The organism is Kocuria palustris, assembly GCF_016907795.1.
GTDB classification, from domain to species: Bacteria; Actinomycetota; Actinomycetes; order Actinomycetales; family Micrococcaceae; genus Kocuria; species Kocuria palustris.
The window spans coordinates 655,134-670,804 of the sequence record NZ_JAFBCR010000001.1; the positions used below are offsets into that span (position 1 = coordinate 655,134).

Sequence of the window (15,671 nt, forward strand, 5' to 3'; positions counted from 1 at the left end):
CCATGTCCGAGCACAGCACGAGCCCATCCTCCCCCGACGCCGAAGGCCAGTCCCCGGCGGGAGCCTCACCTCAGACGGGGCAGGGCGCGCCGCAGCTCAGCGAGGAGGAGCTCGCCCTGCTGAACCAGATGTTCGACCTGGCCCGCGAGGGCAGCACCGATCAGCTGCGGCAGGCCCTGGAGGCGGGGGTGCCGGTGAACCTCACCAACGGCAAGGGCGACACCCTGCTGAACCTGGCCGCCTATCACGAGCACGAGGACACGGTCGCGATGCTGCTCGAGGCCGGCGCCGACACCGAGCGGGTCTCCGACATGGGCTTCACCGCCCTGATCTGCGCCGTGTTCCGCGGCAACGAGGCCATCACCCGACGCCTCCTCGAGGCAGGGGCCGGGCAGGACACCGGCTTCCAGCCGGCTCGGGCCGTGGCCCAGGAGTTCGGTCGCGAGAACGTGATCCCGCTGCTCGACGAGCACGCCTGAGCACGGCGGAACGTGCGCGTCGGCCCGCCCCTGATCAGCTCGGGTCGATCTCCCGCTTGAGGATCTTGCCGGTCGAGCCCTTGGGCAGCGCGTCGACGACCTTGTAGGCCTGCGGGCGCTTGTAGCTGGCCAGCGACTCGCGCATGGTGGCGCGCAGCTGCTCGATCACCTCGGCCTCCTGCGCCCCGTCGCGCAGCACCAGGCAGGCCACGACCTGCTGGTCGGTGGTCGCCCCGCCGCGACCGACGACCGCGGCCTCCTCGACCCCGGGGTGCTCGTAGATCAGCTCCTCGATCTCGCGCGGGTACACGTTGTAGCCGTTGCGCAGGATCGTGTCCTTCTTGCGATCGACGATCCAGAGTCGGTCGTCCTCGTCCTGACGCGCCATGTCCCCGGTGCGGAAGTACTCGCCGGCGAAGGCCGCCGCGGTGAGCTCGGGCTGCTTCCAGTACCCGGCCATGACATAGCGACCGGCCACCGCCAGCTCCCCGATTTCGCCGCGCGGCAGCTCACGGCCGTCGTCGTCGAGGATCGCCACGCGGGCCTCCTGCACGGGGGTGCCGATCGAGCCGGGGACGCGCTGGTCGACGGGGTGGTTGAACGCGACGACGGGCGAGGTCTCGGAGAGCCCGTAGCCCTCGTAGAGAGTGATCCCGAACAGCTGCTCGAACCGGCGCAGGACCTCGACCGGCAGGGCCGCTCCGCCGGAGATCGCCGAATCCAGGCTCGGCAGCTCGAGCGGCTGGCGGGCCTGGACCTGGCACAGCGCCATGTGCATGGACGGCACGCCGACCACGCGGGTCACCCCGTGCTCGCCCAGCTGCTGCAGCACGGTGCGCGGCTGGAACGACGGGACCAGGCTGATGCAGGCCCCGACCGCCACCGGGGCGTTCAGGCACACCGTCTGGCCGAAGACGTGGAAGAACGGCAGCGCCCCCAGGATCACGTCCTCGGGCACGTAGCTGAACATGCGGGTGGTCATCCACGCGTTCGAGGTGACGTTGTCGTGCGTCAGGGCGGCGCCCTTGGGCTCGCCGGTAGTCCCGGAGGTGAACAGCAGCACCGCGAGGTCGTCGGCGGCGCGCTCGACCGGCTCCCGGACCTCGAGGTCTCCCGACGGCCCGGCGAGGGTCTGCTGATCCAGCAGGAGCAGGGGGACCGACGGCTCGAGCTCGGCGCAGGCCTGCTCGGCAGGTGCGCTCACCGCGTCGTGGACGACGACCGCGCTGAGCTCGGCCGTGCGGAACAGAGCGGTCAGCTCGCGAGCGCTGAGCAGCGGGCTGAGCGGGACGACGACGGCGCCCAGGCGCAGGATGGCGTAGTACGCGACCGGCATCTGCGGCGCGTTGGGCGCCACGAGGGCGACACGATCCCCCACGCCCACACCTGCCTCGTGCAGCCGCTGGGCGAACGCCGCGGACAGCGCGTCGAGCTGCCCGTAGCTGAGGCTCAGCTCCCCCAGGCGCAGGGCGGGGGACTCGGGGGCTCGGCGGGCGGAGTCGGTGAGCAGTGTCGCGAGGTTCGTCACGTATGGGGGCCTTCTGGCTCGGTGCGTCCGTCACCGGACGCAGGAGCGGGCCCGACGGCCCGGCTCCGTGCGAAAGGAGGTGCAGGTCCGATCCGGATCCGGGCGCTTGCGCGCGTCAGTCGCCTCCCGCCAGCCGCAGGAAGAACTCCGCCAGCTCGGCGCCCCCGGAGGAGTCGCGGCTGACGACCATGATCGAATCGTCCCCGGCGATGGTACCCAGGACGAGCTGGACAGCGGCCTGATCGATGATCGAGGCGAAGTACTGCGCGGCCCCCGGCGGGGTCTTGAGCATGACGAGGTTGCCGGAGGACTCGGCGGTGACCAGCAGCTCGCGGCACACACCGGCAAGGCGGGCGTCGGGTCCGGCGGAGCCGTCCGGTCCCGCGACCTCGCCGGAGGCCGGCGGCACGGCGTAGACCAGCGAGCCCGACGAGTCCCGCACGCGCACCGCCCCGACCTCGACGAGATCGCGCGAGAGCGTGGCCTGCGTGACCTGCAGGTCGTCGCGGGCCAGCAGCTCGGCGAGCTCGGCCTGCGAGTGCACGGAGCCGGAGCTGACCAGGGCGACGATGCGCGCCTGGCGGGCGATCTTGGTGGCCGGGATGCTCATCAGCCCAGCTCCGGCAGGGTGATCTCGCCCGCCTCGAGGCTGTACTGCCCCGAGGCTGCCAGCAGCCAGACCATCAGCGCCTTCTGGGCGTGTAGCCGATTCTCGGCCTCCTGGAAGACCAGCGAGCGCGGGCCGTCGATGACCTCGGCCGAGACCTCGCTGCCGCGGTAGGCCGGCAGGCAGTGCATGAACACGGCCTCGGGGGCGGCCTGGTCCATGGCCGCGGTGTCGATCGAGTACGGGCGGAAGACCTCGGCGCGCGCGTCCTTCTGGTCCTCCTGGCCCATGGAGACCCAGGTGTCGGTGCAGACCACATCGGCCTCGGCGAGCGCGTGCGCGGGATCCTCGGTCACGAGCACCGAGCCGCCCGTGAGCTCGGCGAGCTCGCGCGCCCGGGCCACGATCGACTCCTCGGGCAGGTAGCCGGCCGGGCCCGCGACGCGCACGTGCATGCCGGCGGTGGCCATCCCCAGCAGGTACGAGTTGGCCATGTTGTTCGCGGCATCGCCCAGGTACGCGAAGCTGCGCCCGGCCAGCTCGCCGAAGTGCTCGCGGATCGTGAGCAGGTCGGCCAGGATCTGGCACGGGTGGTACTCGTCAGACAGCGCGTTGATCACCGGGACGTGGGAGTGCTGCGCCATCTCCTCGAGACCGGCCTGATCGTACGTCCGCCACACGATCAGCCCCACCATCCGGGAGATGACCCGGGCGGTGTCCGAGACCGACTCCTTGACCCCCATCTGCGCCTCCCCCGGATTCACGACCAGGGGCGATCCCCCGAGATCCGCGATGCCCGTGGCGAACGAGTAGCGCGTGCGGGTGGAGGTCTTGTCGAAGATGACGGTCGCGGTCTGCGGCCCCGCCAGCGCGCGATGGCGCCACCGGTCGGCCTTGAGCTCGAGGGCCAGGTCCAGGACCTCCGCCTGCTCGGCGGGGCTCAGATCCGTGTCGCGAAGGAAGTGGCGTGGCATGAGGCGTCCTCTCGGAAGGAAGGTGGGGCCGACGGGCGGAGGCGGAAGGCTCAGGCGCCCGGAGCGCTGAGCACGGCCTCGCGGGCCGCGTCGAGGATGGAGGGCAGCGCCTCGAGCAGCTCGTCGGCCTGCTCTGCGCTGAGGATCAGCGGCGGGGCCAGGCGCAGCGTGAGCGGCCCCGGGGCATTGACGATGAATCCCGCGCGGCGGGCCGCCGCCACGACGGCCGGGGCCAGAGCGGCGGTCTGCGATGCCGAACGATCGATCGGCTCGAGGTCGATGCCGATCAGCAGCCCGTGGGCGCGGATCTCAGCGACGCCGTCGATCGCGCGCAGTCCGTCGGCCAGATGCTGGCCCACCGAACGGACGTTCTGCAGGATCTGCTCGTCCTCGATCGTCGTGAGCGTGGCCAGACCGACCGCGGTGGCCAGCGGGTTGCCGCCGAAGGTCGTACCGTGCTGGCCAGGGCCGAGCAGACCGGAGGCATGCTCGCCGAAGGTGATCATGGCCCCGATCGGGAAGCCTCCGCCCAGCCCCTTGGCCAGCGTCATGGCATCCGGGGCATCGGCACCCGAGAGCTCCGCCGAGCTGGCGAACCACTGCCCCGTGCGCCCGACGCCCGTCTGGACCTCGTCGACGATCAGCAGCGCCCCGTGCTCGCGGGTGAGCTGCCGAGCCCGGCGCAGCCATCCCTCGGGCAGCGGTCGCACGCCGGCCTCGCCGCGCACGGGCTCCACGATCAGGGCGCTGACGGTGTTGTCGACGGCGGCCTCCAGCGCCTCGAGCGTGGGGGCGAGGAACTCCACGCCGCTCGGCAGCGGCTCGAACGGCTCCCGGTAGGCCTTCTTGGCGGTTATGGCCAGGGAGCCGGCCGTGCGTCCGTGGAAGGAATCCTCCAGGGCCAGGATCCGCGTGCGGGGACCGTCCGGGCCGGGGACCTCGTGGCCCTGGCGGCGGGCCAGCTTGAAGGCGGCCTCATTGGCCTCCGAGCCGGAGTTCGCGAAGAAGACCCGCGAGCCCTCCGGCGCCCCGGTCAGCTCCAGCAGCTTCTTGGCCAGCTCGATCTGCTGCGGCGAGGTGAAGAAGTTGGAGATGTGGCCCAGGGCGGCCGCCTGCTCCGAGAGGGCGCGCACCCAGGCGGGGTGGGCGTGTCCCAGCGCGTTCACGGCGATCCCGCCCAGCAGATCCAGCAGGCGGTTGCCGTCGGCGTCCCACACGACAGCACCCTCACCGCGGGCGAGCACGGCCTGGGGCGGGCCGAAGACGTTCATCAGGTGCTGGGAGTACTGCTCGAGCAGGGCCTCCGCTGAGGCGTCCTGGGCAGAGTGCGTGCGGCTCATTCGGGGTCCTCCGTCGTGGTGGTCTCGGTCGGGGCGGTCTCCGCCGCGCCGACGGTCTGCGCGCTGCGTCCTGCGCCGGAGAAGCCCTGCGCGGCCTCCTCGCCGGTCGGGTGCTTCCCCGCACCGGAGCCCAGGACGACGCGATCGATCTCCGCGGTGGCGACGCCGACCGGTTCCGGATGCCGGCGCAGAGGCCGCTCGGCTGCCGGCGCGGTGCCGTCGGGGCGGACCTCGGTGCCGATCCCCTCGTCCGTGAAGATCTCGAGCAGCACCGAGTGCGCCTCGCGCCCGTCGACGATCGTGGCCCGCGGGACCCCGCCCTCCACAGCGGTGAGCGCCGCCTCCATCTTGGGGATCATCCCGGACTGCAGGCTGGGCAGCAGCTCGCGCAGCTCGGAGTCGGTCAGCGACGAGATCAGCGAGCTGCGATCCGGCCAGTCCGAGTACAGGCCCTCGATATCGGTCAGCGCCACGAGCTTCTCCGCGCCCAGCGCCACGGCGACCGCGGCGGCTGCGGTGTCGGCGTTGATGTTGAGCACCTCGCCGGTGAAGCGGCCGTGGGCGTCGACCTCCGGGGAGATCGAGGAGATCACCGGGATGCGCCCGGCCTGGATCAGCTCGCGCAGCGGCTCGGGGTTCACGGAGACGATCTCGCCCACGTGCCCCAGGTCCACCTCCTGGCCGTCGACGACCGTCCCGCGGCGCACCGCGTTGAGCAGGGAGGCGTCCTCCCCCGAGATCCCCACGGCGTACGGGCCGGTGGCATTGAGCAGGGAGACGAGCTCGCGCTGGACCTGGCCGGTGAGGACCATGCGGATGGCGTCGATCGCCTCGGCCGTGGTGACGCGCAGACCCCCGCGGAACTCGGACTCGATCCCCAGCCGCTCGAGCATGCGATTGATCTGCGGCCCTCCGCCGTGCACGACGACGGGGCAGATCCCCACCTCGCGCAGGAAGACCATGTCGGCGGCGAACGCCTGGCGCAGCGGATCCGAGACCATGGCGTTGCCGCCGTACTTGAACACCATGACCGCCCCGGAGAAGCGGCTGATCCACGGCAGCGCCTCCATGAGCACGCCGGCCTTGGCGCGCGCGGCGGTGATGCGGTCGTTCGGTGCGGTCATCGGGTGTCTCCTGGGAGGGGTTCGGCTCGGGCGGCTTCAGGACGAGTACGCCGAGTTCTCCTCGACGTAGTCGTGGGTCAGGTCGTTGGTCCAGATCGTGGCCTCGTGCGCCCCGGCCTTCAGGTCGACAACGACCTCGACCTTTCGCGACGACGCCAGGTCCACGCCCTCCCGGGGGTCGCCGATCATCCCGCCGCGGCAGACCATGACGCCGTTGATGGAGACGTCGAGCTCGTCCGGATCGAACTCGGCATCGGTGGTGCCCACGGCCGAGAGCACCCGGCCCCAGTTGGGGTCGTTGCCGTAGATCGCGGTCTTGAACAGGTTGGAGCGGGCCACCGTGCGCGAGACCGTCTCGGCCTGGACCACGGAGGCGGCGCCCATGGTGGTGATCGCGATGTCGTGGGCGGCGCCCTCGGCATCGGTGATCAGCTGCTGGGCCAGGCTGTGGCACACGGCGCTCAGCGCACGGGTGAGCTCGAGCTCGTCGGGGCTGATGCCGGAGGCCCCCGAGGCCAGCAGGGTCACGGTGTCGTTGGTGGACATGCAGCCGTCGGAGTCGGCGCGGTCGAAGGTCACGGCGCAGGCCTCGCGCAGGCTGCGCTGCAGGACCTCCGGGCGGACCTCGGCGTCGGTGGTGAGCACCACGAGCATGGTGGCCAGTCCCGGGGCGAGCATGCCCGCGCCCTTGGCCATCCCGCCCACGCTCCAGCCCTCGGGGCTCGTGTGCGCGGCCTGCTTGGGCACGGTGTCGGTGGTCATGATCGCCCGGGCCGCGCGCAGCCCGGCCGCCTCATCCGCTGCGGCATCGGCCAGGGCCTCGGGGATGCCGGCGCGCATCACGCCCATGGGCAGCTGCACGCCGATCAGCCCGGTGGAGCACACGACCACGTCGCCGGCGCCGACCTGAAGGCCCTCGGCGACCAGCTCGGCCGTTTCGTGCGAGGCCTGGAAGCCCTGCGGGCCCGTGCAGGCATTGGCTCCGCCGGAGTTGAGGATCACCGCGCGGGCGGCGCCGTCGGCGACGACCTGCCGCGACCAGTGGACGGGGGCCGCGGCCACGCGGTTCGACGTGAACACGGCGGCGGCGGCCGCGCTGGGGCCGTCGTTGATCACGACGGCCAGGTCGTCGCCGCCGGAGGCCTTGAATCCGGCGGTCACACCGCCGGCGCGGAATCCAGCGGCTGCGGTGACGCCGCGGGAGGTGTCGACGCTCAGCCCGGCCGCCGGGTCCTGGGAGGGGTGGACGGTGCTCACGGTGCGACTCCCTGCTGGGTCAGCCCGGTCTGCTCGGGCAGGCCCAGGGCGATGTTCATGGACTGCACGGCTCCGCCGGCCGTGCCCTTGACGAGGTTGTCCAGCGCGCAGCTGACGATCACGCGCCCCACGCGGGCATCGACGGCCGCCTGGATCTGGACGTGGTTCGAGCCCAGGACGGCCTGGGTGGTGGGCCACTGCCCCTCGGGCAGCAGATGGATGAAGGGCTCGTTGCGATAGGCCTCCTCCAGCGCCTCGCGCACGGACTGCGCACCGGCGCCCTCGGCGATCCGGGCCGTGGCGGTCGTGAGGATGCCGCGGGGCATAGGCGCCAGGGTGGGGGTGAACGAGACCGCGACGTCGCTGCGGCCCGAGGCCCAGCCCAGACCCTGCTCGATCTCCGGGGTGTGCCGGTGCACGCCGCCCACGCCGTAGGGGGACATGCCGCCCATGACTTCCGCGGCCAGCAGGTGCGGCTTCAGCGATCGCCCCGCCCCCGAGGTGCCGGAGGCCGCCACGATCACGATGTCCTGCAGCTCGATCTGCCCGGCCGCGGCCAGCGGCGCCAGGGCCAGCTGGGAGCCGGTGGGATAGCACCCGGGGATCGCGATGCGGCTCGCCTTCACCAGTCGGGTGCGCTGCCGGGTGCCGTCCGGGGCCACGATCATCTCGGGCAGGCCGTACGGCCAGGTCCCGGCGTGCGCGCTGCCGTAGAACTGCTCCCATGCCTCGGCGGATTCGAGCCGGTGATCGGCCGCGGCGTCGATCACGATGGTCGACTCGGGAAGCTGGGCCGCGATCTCGGCCGAGGCGCCGTGCGGCAGGGCGAGCACGACGATGTCGTGCCCGGCCAGCTGCTCGAGGCTCGAGTCCGTGATGATCCGATCGGCGAGCCCGTGCAGGTGCGGCTGCAGCGAGCCCAGCCGCTGACCGGCGCTGGAGTGCGCCGCGACGGCGCCGATCTCCACCTGGGGATGCTGCATCAGCAGACGAAGCACCTCTCCCCCGGCGTAGCCGCTGGCTCCTGAGACTGCTGCGGTGAAGGTCATGCGGACATCCTACGCAAGATTATGCAGGTATGTCGATATTTATGCACTCGGCGCGGCGGCGAGGGCTAGGCTCGGTGGTCAGGAACGCACCGACCGGCGGCTTCCGTCCGCCCCGAAAGAAGGAGACCAGCATGCGCGCCATCACCCTCACGCAGCACGGGGGCCCGGAGGTCCTCACCGTCAGCGAGGTCGAGGATCCGGTCCCGGGACCCGGAGAGGTCCTGGTGCGCACCCGCCGCACCGGGGTCAACTTCATCGAGACCTACCAGCGCGAGGGCGTCTACGACGTCGAGCTGCCCTTCACCCCGGGCACCGAGGGAAGCGGCGAAGTCATCGCCCTGGGCGAGGGCGTCGACTCTCTGCAGGTCGGGCAGCGGATCACGACCTCGCAGGGCCGGGCCACCTACGCCGAGAAGTTCGTGGTCGATGCCGATCGCGTGGTGGTGGTGCCCGAGTCCGTCTCCGACGATGCCGCGGGCGCGCTGCCGCTGCAGGGCTTCACGGCCCACTATCTGACCCGCTCGACCTTCCCGGTCGGCCCGGAGACCACCGCCGTGATCACCGCCGCCGCCGGCGGCGTGGGCGGCGTGGCCATCCAGCTCATGAAGCGCCAGGGCGCCACCGTGATCGGGCTGACCTCGAGCCAGGAGAAGGCCGACACCGCCCGATCGCTGGGCGCCGATCATGTCCTGCCCTACGAGGGCTTCGCCGATGCCGTCGAGGAGATCACCGGTGGCCGCGGCGCCGACGTGGTCTACGACTCGGTGGGCAAGACGACCTTCGACGAGTCCCTGGCCGCCGTGCACCTGCGCGGCATGGTCGTGCTCTTCGGCGGGTCGTCCGGGCAGGTCCCCCCGTTCGACCTGCAGCGCCTCAACGCCATGGGCTCGCTGTACGTGACCCGCCCGTCGCTCAACGCCTACATGCACACCGAGGAGGAGCGGCAGTGGCGGGCGCGCGAGATGTTCGAGGCCATCGAGGACGGCCTGAAGATCCGCGTGGGCGGCACCTACTCCCTCGACGACGCCGCTCAGGCGCACCGCGACCTCGAATCCCGCAGGACCCAGGGGAAGCTTCTGCTGAGCTTCTGACGCGCCTTCACCGGAGACGCCGAAGGGGCCGTGACGATCATCGTCACGGCCCCTTCGGGTGTTCTCGGGCTCTTGTCAGCGCAGGCTGCGCCGCCGCAGGATGACCCCGCCGGCGATGCCCAGACCCAGCACCAGCACCGATGCCGCAGCCAGCAGCCCTCCCCGGGTCTTCTGGGCGGACACGGTCTGATCCGTGATGCCGCCGTCGAGCGAGCCTGCCTCTGCGGTGGACAGGACCTGCAGCTCGCCGTCCTGCACGCCGAGCAGGACGTCGACCTCCCCGTCGAAGTCGTCCACGGAATCGCCCCGGCCCTCGCCGCGCACCTCCACGGCCTGCCCCGGCTCCGGCGTGAACGGATCCTGCAGCCCGCTGTCGAAGCGCTGGGCCGAGATCTCCTCGTCGTCCGGCAGTGTGATCGCGTACTTGGGGTTGAAGGACTCCGAGTGCAGATCGTGCGTCATGTCGGTGTAGGTGCCGGTCACCGCGTAGGTGGAATTGGCCCAGCCCTGCAGCTGCTCCGCGCGCTGGAACGCCGAGTAGGAGGCGATCGCCAGCACCAGCGCCAGGATGACGCCCAGCACGACTGCGATCACCGGCGGCCAGGTGGCGCCGATGACCTCCGACTCCTCGCGATCGCCCGCACCGAGATCCTCGAGCGGATCTCCTTCGGGGTCGCCGTCCGTGCCTCCGCGCAGGGAGAAGGCGTCGCGGAACGCACTGGACGCGCCGTCGCCGCGACGGCCGTCCTCCTGCAGCCGGCGGCTGCCTTCGGCTTCCCCGGCGGAGGGCCCGGGGGTGTTCTCAGTGCTCATGTGCTTCTCCTCCCCCGCAGGCGGGGGGCCTGGCGAAGGGTGGTCATCGGTTGCTGGATGGTCTCCCGGGCTGCTCAGCCGCGCAGGACGGCGCCGTGTCTCGACGCGGCGAGTTCGACCGCCGCCGTGCGAGCCTCGGAGGCCTCTTCGGCCGTCAGCGTGCGATCGGGCGCCCGGAACCGCATGGCCAGGGCCACCGACTTCTTCCCGGTCTCGATGTGCTCGCCCTGGTAGACGTCGAAGACGCGGACGTCCTCGACGAGCTCGCCCGCGCCCTCGCGGATCGTGACCATCAGCTCGGCAGCCGGCACAGCGGCATCCACCACGAGCGCGACGTCCTGCGTGGCCGGGGTCTGGACGCTCAACGGCTCGGCGGCGATCGCGCCGTCGCGGGCGGCCAGGATCGCCGACAGCTCCAGCTCCATGGCGCTCGTGCGCTCGGGCAGGCCCTGCTGAGCGACCAGCTGCGGGTGCAGCTCGCCGGCTGTGCCCACGAGGTCCCCGGAGGGAAGGCGCAGCACCGCCGTGCGCCCAGGGTGGAAGGCCTGATGGCGGCCCTGCTCCACGCTCAGGCGCACGCCCAGGACGTCGCCGACCAGACGCGCGATCTCGAGGGCGTCCCGCCAGCCCAGCGCTCGCGGGTCGGACCCCGGGGCCGCCGGGGCGTCGTCGCCGGCGAAGACGGCTGCGATATGCAGGGGCTGCTCCGGGATCCCGCCTCGCAGATCGGCCAGGACCTGCTCGGACGGGCGCTGACCGACCGGAGGGATGGATCCGGTGCCCAGCTGGGCGCCGGGGCGGAAGACGAGTCCCGACTCGAAGAGCTGCAGATCGCGGAACCCGCGCGAGCGGTTGCGATGCAGGATCTCCAGCAGGCCGGGGATCAGCGAAGCGCGCAGCACGCCGCGGGACTCGGCGATGGGATTGGCCAGGCGCACCGAGTCGACCTCGGTCCCGGGCTCGGGCGAGGCCCACAGCTGGTTGTCGGCCGGCGTGGTGAACGGGTAGGCGAGCACCTCGGTCAGGCCGGCGGCGGCCAGGGCGCTCAGCACGCGCCGGCGACCGGCCTGCTCGGCGCTCAGACCCCGTCCCGGAGGCGCGACGGGAAGCCGCGACGGGATCTTGTCGTAGCCGTCCAGGCGCGCGATCTCCTCCGCCAGGTCCTCGGGCTCGCGCAGATCGGGCCGCCACGACGGGGGCGTGACCAGCCAGCCGTCCTGCCCGGCGGCGCTGGGCTCCTCCTCGACCTCGACGGCCGGGCTCAGCGTCTCGAGCGTGCAGCCGATCTCGGTGAGCAGGGACTCCACGCGCTCTGCCGAGTAGTCCACGCCCACGCGCCGGGCGGGATAGTCCGCGTCCAGGCGGATGGTGACGGGCGCCTCCGCCTCCTCGACGCGGACGTCGCCGACCTCGGGTCCGGCGGTGCCGCCGGCGAGCTCGACGAGCAGCTGGACGGCGCGCTCGGCGGCGGCGGCCTGCAGCTGCGGGTCCACGCCGCGCTCGAAGCGCCGGGAGGCCTCGGAGGACAGGCGGTGGCGGCGCGCGGTGCGCGCGACCGACACGGGATCGAAGTGCGCAGCCTCGACCAGGACGTCGGTCGTGGAATCGCCGACCTCGGCGAACTCGCCGCCCATGGTCCCGGCCAGCCCGATGGGGCCGGTGGCGTCGGTGATCAGCAGGTCCTCGGGATCCAGCGCGCGCTGCTTGCCGTCCAGCGTGGTCAGCTGCTCGCCCTGACGGGCGCGGCGCACGGTGATCTGCTCGGCGACCCGGGACAGGTCGTAGAAGTGCAGCGGCTGGCCGAGTTCGAGCATCACGTAGTTCGAGATGTCCACGGGCAGGCTGATCGAGCGCATGCCCGCCAGGCGCAGACGGGTCGACATCCACACCGGAGTGGGCCGGGACGGGTCGATGCCGCGCACCACGCGGGTCGCGAAGCGCGTGCAGCCCTGCTCGCCGCGGATCGGCGCCTCGTCGGCCAGCACGACGGGGAACGCGTCTTCCGTCGGCGCGGGTGCAGCCTCGGACAGGGCGAGCGCCGGGTCCTCGAACGCAGCGCCGACGGCGTGGCAGTACTCGCGGGCCACACCGCGCATGGACAGGGCGTAGCCGCGGTCCGGGGTGACGTTGATGTCGGCGGCGGACTCGTCGAGCTGCAGCACCTCGCGCACATCCGTGCCCAGCTCGGGGTCCAGGCCGAGATCGCCGAGCACCAGGATGCCGTCGTGGTCCTCGCCGATGCCCAGCTCGCGCGCCGAGGCGATCATCCCCGCCGAGGTGTGGCCGTAGGTCTTGCGCGGGCTGATCCGGAAGTCGCCGGGCAGCACGGCACCGGGCAGGGTCACGACGACCTTGTCGCCGACCTCGAAGTTGTGCGCGCCGCAGACGATGCCCTGCACGCCGGAGGGCTCGATGCCCTCGCCGGTCAGGGTCTGCTGCTGGCCCTCCGGGACCACGCGCACGGAGCACCAGTTCACCGTCTTGCCGTTGGAGTGCTCCTCGGGCTCGCGGGACAGGACCTGCCCCACGACGATGGGCCCGGTGAGCTCATCGCCGGGGCGGATGACCTCCTCCTCCTCGAAGCCGACGGAGACCATGGTCTCCAGCAGCTGCTCGGCGGTGGCTTCCTCGGGCAGCGGCGCGAACTCGCGCAGCCAGGACAGCGGAACCCGCATCTCAGACCTCCATTCCGAAGTGCTGGCTGAATCGGATATCGCCCTCGACCATGTCGTGCATGTCGGGGACCCCGTTGCGGAACATCAGCGTGCGCTCGATGCCCATGCCGAAGGCGAAGCCCGAGTAGACCTCGGGGTCCACGCCGGCTGCGCGCAGGACGTTGGGGTGGACCATGCCGCAGCCGCCCCACTCGATCCAGCGCGGACCGCCCTGGGCCTGCGGGTGCCACACGTCCATCTCGGCGGAGGGCTCGGTGAACGGGAAGTAGTTGGGCCGCAGCCGGATCCGGGCATCGGGGCCGAAGATCTGGCGCGCGAAGTGCTCGAGCGTGCCCTTGAGATCGGCCATGGTCAGGCCCTTGTCGACGGCGAGGCCCTCTACCTGGTGGAACACGGGCGTGTGGGTCGCATCGAGCTCGTCGGTGCGGAAGACCCGCCCCGGGGCCACAACGTAGACCGGCAGCTCACGGCTCAGCAGGGTGCGCATCTGGACCGGGGAGGTGTGGGTGCGCAGGACCAGGTGGGCCTCGGGCGGGTCCACGAAGAACGTGTCCTGCAGCTCGCGGGCGGGGTGGTCCGGCTTGAAGTTCAGGGAGTCGAAGTTGAACCACTCGGACTCGACCTCGGGGCCCTCGGCGACCTCCCAGCCCATGCCCACGAAGATGTCCTGCGCGGTCTCCATCATGGCGCTGATGGGGTGGCGCCCGCCCAGCCGGCGACGGCTGCTCGCGGCGGTGACGTCCACGGACTCCTCGACCAGGATGCGCTCGGCGCGCTCGGCTTCCAGCACCCCGGTGCGCGCTGACAGCGCCTTGTTCACCCGGCCGCGGGCCTGGCCCATGAGCTTGCCCGCGGCGGCCTTCTGGGACTTCTCGAGCGAGCCGATGCGCCGGTTGGCCAGGGCCAGCGGCGAGCGATCGCCGGCGTGGGCCAGGCGCACCGCCTTGAGCTCGTCGAGATCCGCGGCGGCCTGGACAGCGTCCAGGGCCTCCTCCACGGCGCGGCCGACGGCCTGCTCATCCGTGGGATCGAACTCCGCGACGGTCGGGGCCTCGGCCTGACCGGTCCGGGTCTCGGCCTGGGCGGCGGCAGAGGGCGCCTGCTGAGGCCCGCCCTCCGGTGTGCTCTCAGACATGTGCGACAGGTGCCTTCGCTCTCGGGTTCGGTTCATCGGCCCGGCGCCAGAACGCGGGCGGTCCAAGTCTAGTCCCCGCAAGGCCCTCGTCCGGCCCCGGCACAGTGCCTGTGGGCGACTCGCATGGGTCGCCGGCCGCCTGCTCAGCCGGCCAGGTGACGTCGGATGCCGTCCAGGATCGGCAGGTCCGCGGGGATCCACGGCAGGGCCTCGGCCTTCTGGAGGCCCTCGATCGGCTCCGGGCCGATGCGCACCCAGCGCAGCTCGAGATGATCCGCGCCCACGGGCTGACGGCCCGTGCCCAGGGCGTCGGCGTCCGCTTCCTGCTGCTCCGCGGCTCCGACGACGACGGCCGTCCGCACGCGCATGGCGGCCGACTCGCTGAGCGGCCATCCCTGCCGATGGGGTCCGGGGACCTCCTCGAGCAGGCGGATCCGCACACCCAGCTCCTCCCGGCACTCCCGGTGCAGCGCCTCCTGGACCGTCTCCCCCGGCTCCTGCTTGCCTCCGGGCAGCTCCCACAGCCCGCGCAGGGACTCCGGATAGGCACGCTGGGCCGCGATCAGCCGCTGGGGCCGGTGCGGGTCGTCCAGCAGCGCGGCGGCCACGACCTGGGTGCGGAACGTGCGCTCGTCGTCGTGCCGCAGGCTCATGCGGCGCCCTCGGCGGTGCGGCGCTGAGCGCGGGCGGAGGCGTAGAGGCACAGGGTGGCCGCCGTCCCCACGTTGAGCGACTCGGCGGCCCCGTGCAGCGGCACCGCCACGCGGTGGGAGGCCAGGGCCTTCTCCTGCTCGGACAGCCCCTGCGCCTCATTGCCGAAGAGCCATGCCGTGGGGCGCGCCAGCTCGACAGCCGCCTCCCGGCCAGCTGCCGAAGCATCCTGCAGCTCATCCAGATCCAGGGCGCCGTAGCCGTCCGCGGCCAGCACCTGCAGCTCACCGCCTGCGGCATCGCTCACGGGGCGGCCGACCAGCTCGGCCGGATCCAGGCCGGTGAGCACGGGCAGATGGAACAGGGAGCCGGCGGTCGAGCGCACCACCTTGGGGTTGTGCAGGTCCACCGATCCGGCGGTGAGCACCACGGCATCGGCGCCGGCGGCATCAGCGGCGCGCAGCACGGTCCCGGCATTGCCGGGGTCCTGCACGCGGCACATGACCGCCACCAGGCGGGGCCGACGCTCGGCGACCTGCGCCCAGGTCAGCTCGGGGATCCGGCACACCGCCAGCACGCCCTGCGGGTGCTCGGCATCCGACATGGCCGCAAGGACCTCATCGGAGACCATGCGCACGAAGACCCGCGGGGAGCCCTCGGCCTGGAGCACGCGCTCGACGAGCTGATCGATGTCCGGGTGGCGCTGCAGCGCGCGCTCGGTGATGTAGAGGGCGTCGATCACCCCGTCCCGAGGTGCAGGCACGAGGGCGTCGAACTCCCCCAGGTGCGCGCGCAGGGCCTCGCGGACGCACTGCGGGCCCTCGGCGAGGAATCGACCGGCCCTGGAACGCGCAGAGCGCCTCGCCAGTCCCGCGACCGATCGCACCCGGTCGGAACCGGGATTGATCAGCGCGGAGTCGGCGAGGCGCTGCGCGATGCTCACGCTCG

General features: G+C 72.2%; 13 protein-coding genes and 1 pseudogene. 2 read left to right on the forward strand and 12 right to left on the reverse strand.

Going from position 1 to position 15,671, the window contains the following annotated elements; all coding sequences use genetic code 11:
- The first annotated feature begins 2 nt into the window (after positions 1-2).
- A complete protein-coding gene (locus JOE55_RS02770; RefSeq protein ID WP_006214541.1) occupies positions 3-479 on the forward strand; it encodes an ankyrin repeat domain-containing protein in 477 nt (158 codons plus the stop codon).
- Positions 480-513: 34 nt separating this feature from the next.
- On the opposite strand, the gene JOE55_RS02775 is transcribed toward JOE55_RS02770, so the two are convergent.
- From JOE55_RS02775 to argC, 7 genes and pseudogenes are all read right to left on the reverse strand, one after another.
- The gene (locus JOE55_RS02775; RefSeq protein ID WP_204781960.1) at positions 514-2,007 is read right to left on the reverse strand and encodes an AMP-binding protein; all 1,494 of its coding nucleotides are present in this window, start codon (positions 2,005-2,007) and stop codon (positions 514-516) included.
- Between the two features lie 115 nt (positions 2,008-2,122).
- A complete protein-coding gene (locus JOE55_RS02780; protein ID WP_204781961.1) occupies positions 2,123-2,617 on the reverse strand; it encodes an arginine repressor in 495 nt (164 codons plus the stop codon).
- Positions 2,617-3,588 carry an ornithine carbamoyltransferase gene (gene argF / locus JOE55_RS02785; protein WP_204781962.1) on the reverse strand — a complete coding sequence of 324 codons (972 nt, stop codon included), beginning with the start codon at positions 3,586-3,588 and terminating at the stop codon, positions 2,617-2,619. Before argF ends, JOE55_RS02780 begins: the two co-directional genes overlap by 1 nt.
- A gap of 50 nt (positions 3,589-3,638) precedes the next feature.
- Complete coding sequence (locus JOE55_RS02790; RefSeq protein ID WP_204781963.1) at positions 3,639-4,928, reverse strand: acetylornithine transaminase; 1,290 nt, start codon at positions 4,926-4,928, stop codon at positions 3,639-3,641.
- Between the two features lie 218 nt (positions 4,929-5,146).
- A pseudogene (argB, locus tag JOE55_RS02795) lies at positions 5,147-6,052 on the reverse strand (acetylglutamate kinase); the annotation flags it as partial.
- Positions 6,053-6,088: 36 nt separating this feature from the next.
- Complete coding sequence (argJ, locus tag JOE55_RS02800) at positions 6,089-7,309, reverse strand: bifunctional glutamate N-acetyltransferase/amino-acid acetyltransferase ArgJ (protein WP_338125407.1); 1,221 nt, start codon at positions 7,307-7,309, stop codon at positions 6,089-6,091.
- Complete coding sequence (gene argC, locus JOE55_RS02805) at positions 7,306-8,358, reverse strand: N-acetyl-gamma-glutamyl-phosphate reductase (protein ID WP_204781965.1); 1,053 nt, start codon at positions 8,356-8,358, stop codon at positions 7,306-7,308. The genes argJ and argC overlap by 4 nt, the downstream gene beginning before the upstream one ends.
- 131 nt (positions 8,359-8,489) lie before the next feature.
- Here argC and JOE55_RS02810 point away from each other — a divergent pair, with 131 nt between their 5' ends.
- On the forward strand, positions 8,490-9,449 hold the full coding sequence (locus JOE55_RS02810) for a quinone oxidoreductase family protein (RefSeq protein ID WP_024290188.1): 960 nt from the start codon (positions 8,490-8,492) through the stop codon (positions 9,447-9,449).
- Positions 9,450-9,524: 75 nt separating this feature from the next.
- Here JOE55_RS02810 and JOE55_RS02815 read toward each other — a convergent pair whose 3' ends face one another.
- From JOE55_RS02815 to JOE55_RS02835, 5 genes are all read right to left on the reverse strand, one after another.
- A complete protein-coding gene (locus tag JOE55_RS02815; protein WP_204781966.1) occupies positions 9,525-10,262 on the reverse strand; it encodes a hypothetical protein in 738 nt (245 codons plus the stop codon).
- 74 nt (positions 10,263-10,336) lie between these two features.
- On the reverse strand, positions 10,337-12,937 hold the full coding sequence (gene pheT / locus JOE55_RS02820) for a phenylalanine--tRNA ligase subunit beta (RefSeq protein ID WP_024290186.1): 2,601 nt from the start codon (positions 12,935-12,937) through the stop codon (positions 10,337-10,339).
- Position 12,938: 1 nt separating this feature from the next.
- The gene (gene pheS / locus JOE55_RS02825) at positions 12,939-14,072 is read right to left on the reverse strand and encodes a phenylalanine--tRNA ligase subunit alpha (protein WP_024290185.1); all 1,134 of its coding nucleotides are present in this window, start codon (positions 14,070-14,072) and stop codon (positions 12,939-12,941) included.
- Positions 14,073-14,215: 143 nt separating this feature from the next.
- Positions 14,216-14,725 (reverse strand): NUDIX domain-containing protein, encoded by a 510-nt coding sequence (locus JOE55_RS02830; protein ID WP_204781967.1) that lies wholly within the window; start codon positions 14,723-14,725, stop codon positions 14,216-14,218.
- Entirely contained in the window at positions 14,722-15,666 is a 945-nt protein-coding gene (locus JOE55_RS02835; RefSeq protein WP_024290183.1) for a TrmH family RNA methyltransferase, read from the reverse strand. The genes JOE55_RS02830 and JOE55_RS02835 overlap by 4 nt, the downstream gene beginning before the upstream one ends.
- Positions 15,667-15,671 lie beyond the last annotated feature (5 nt).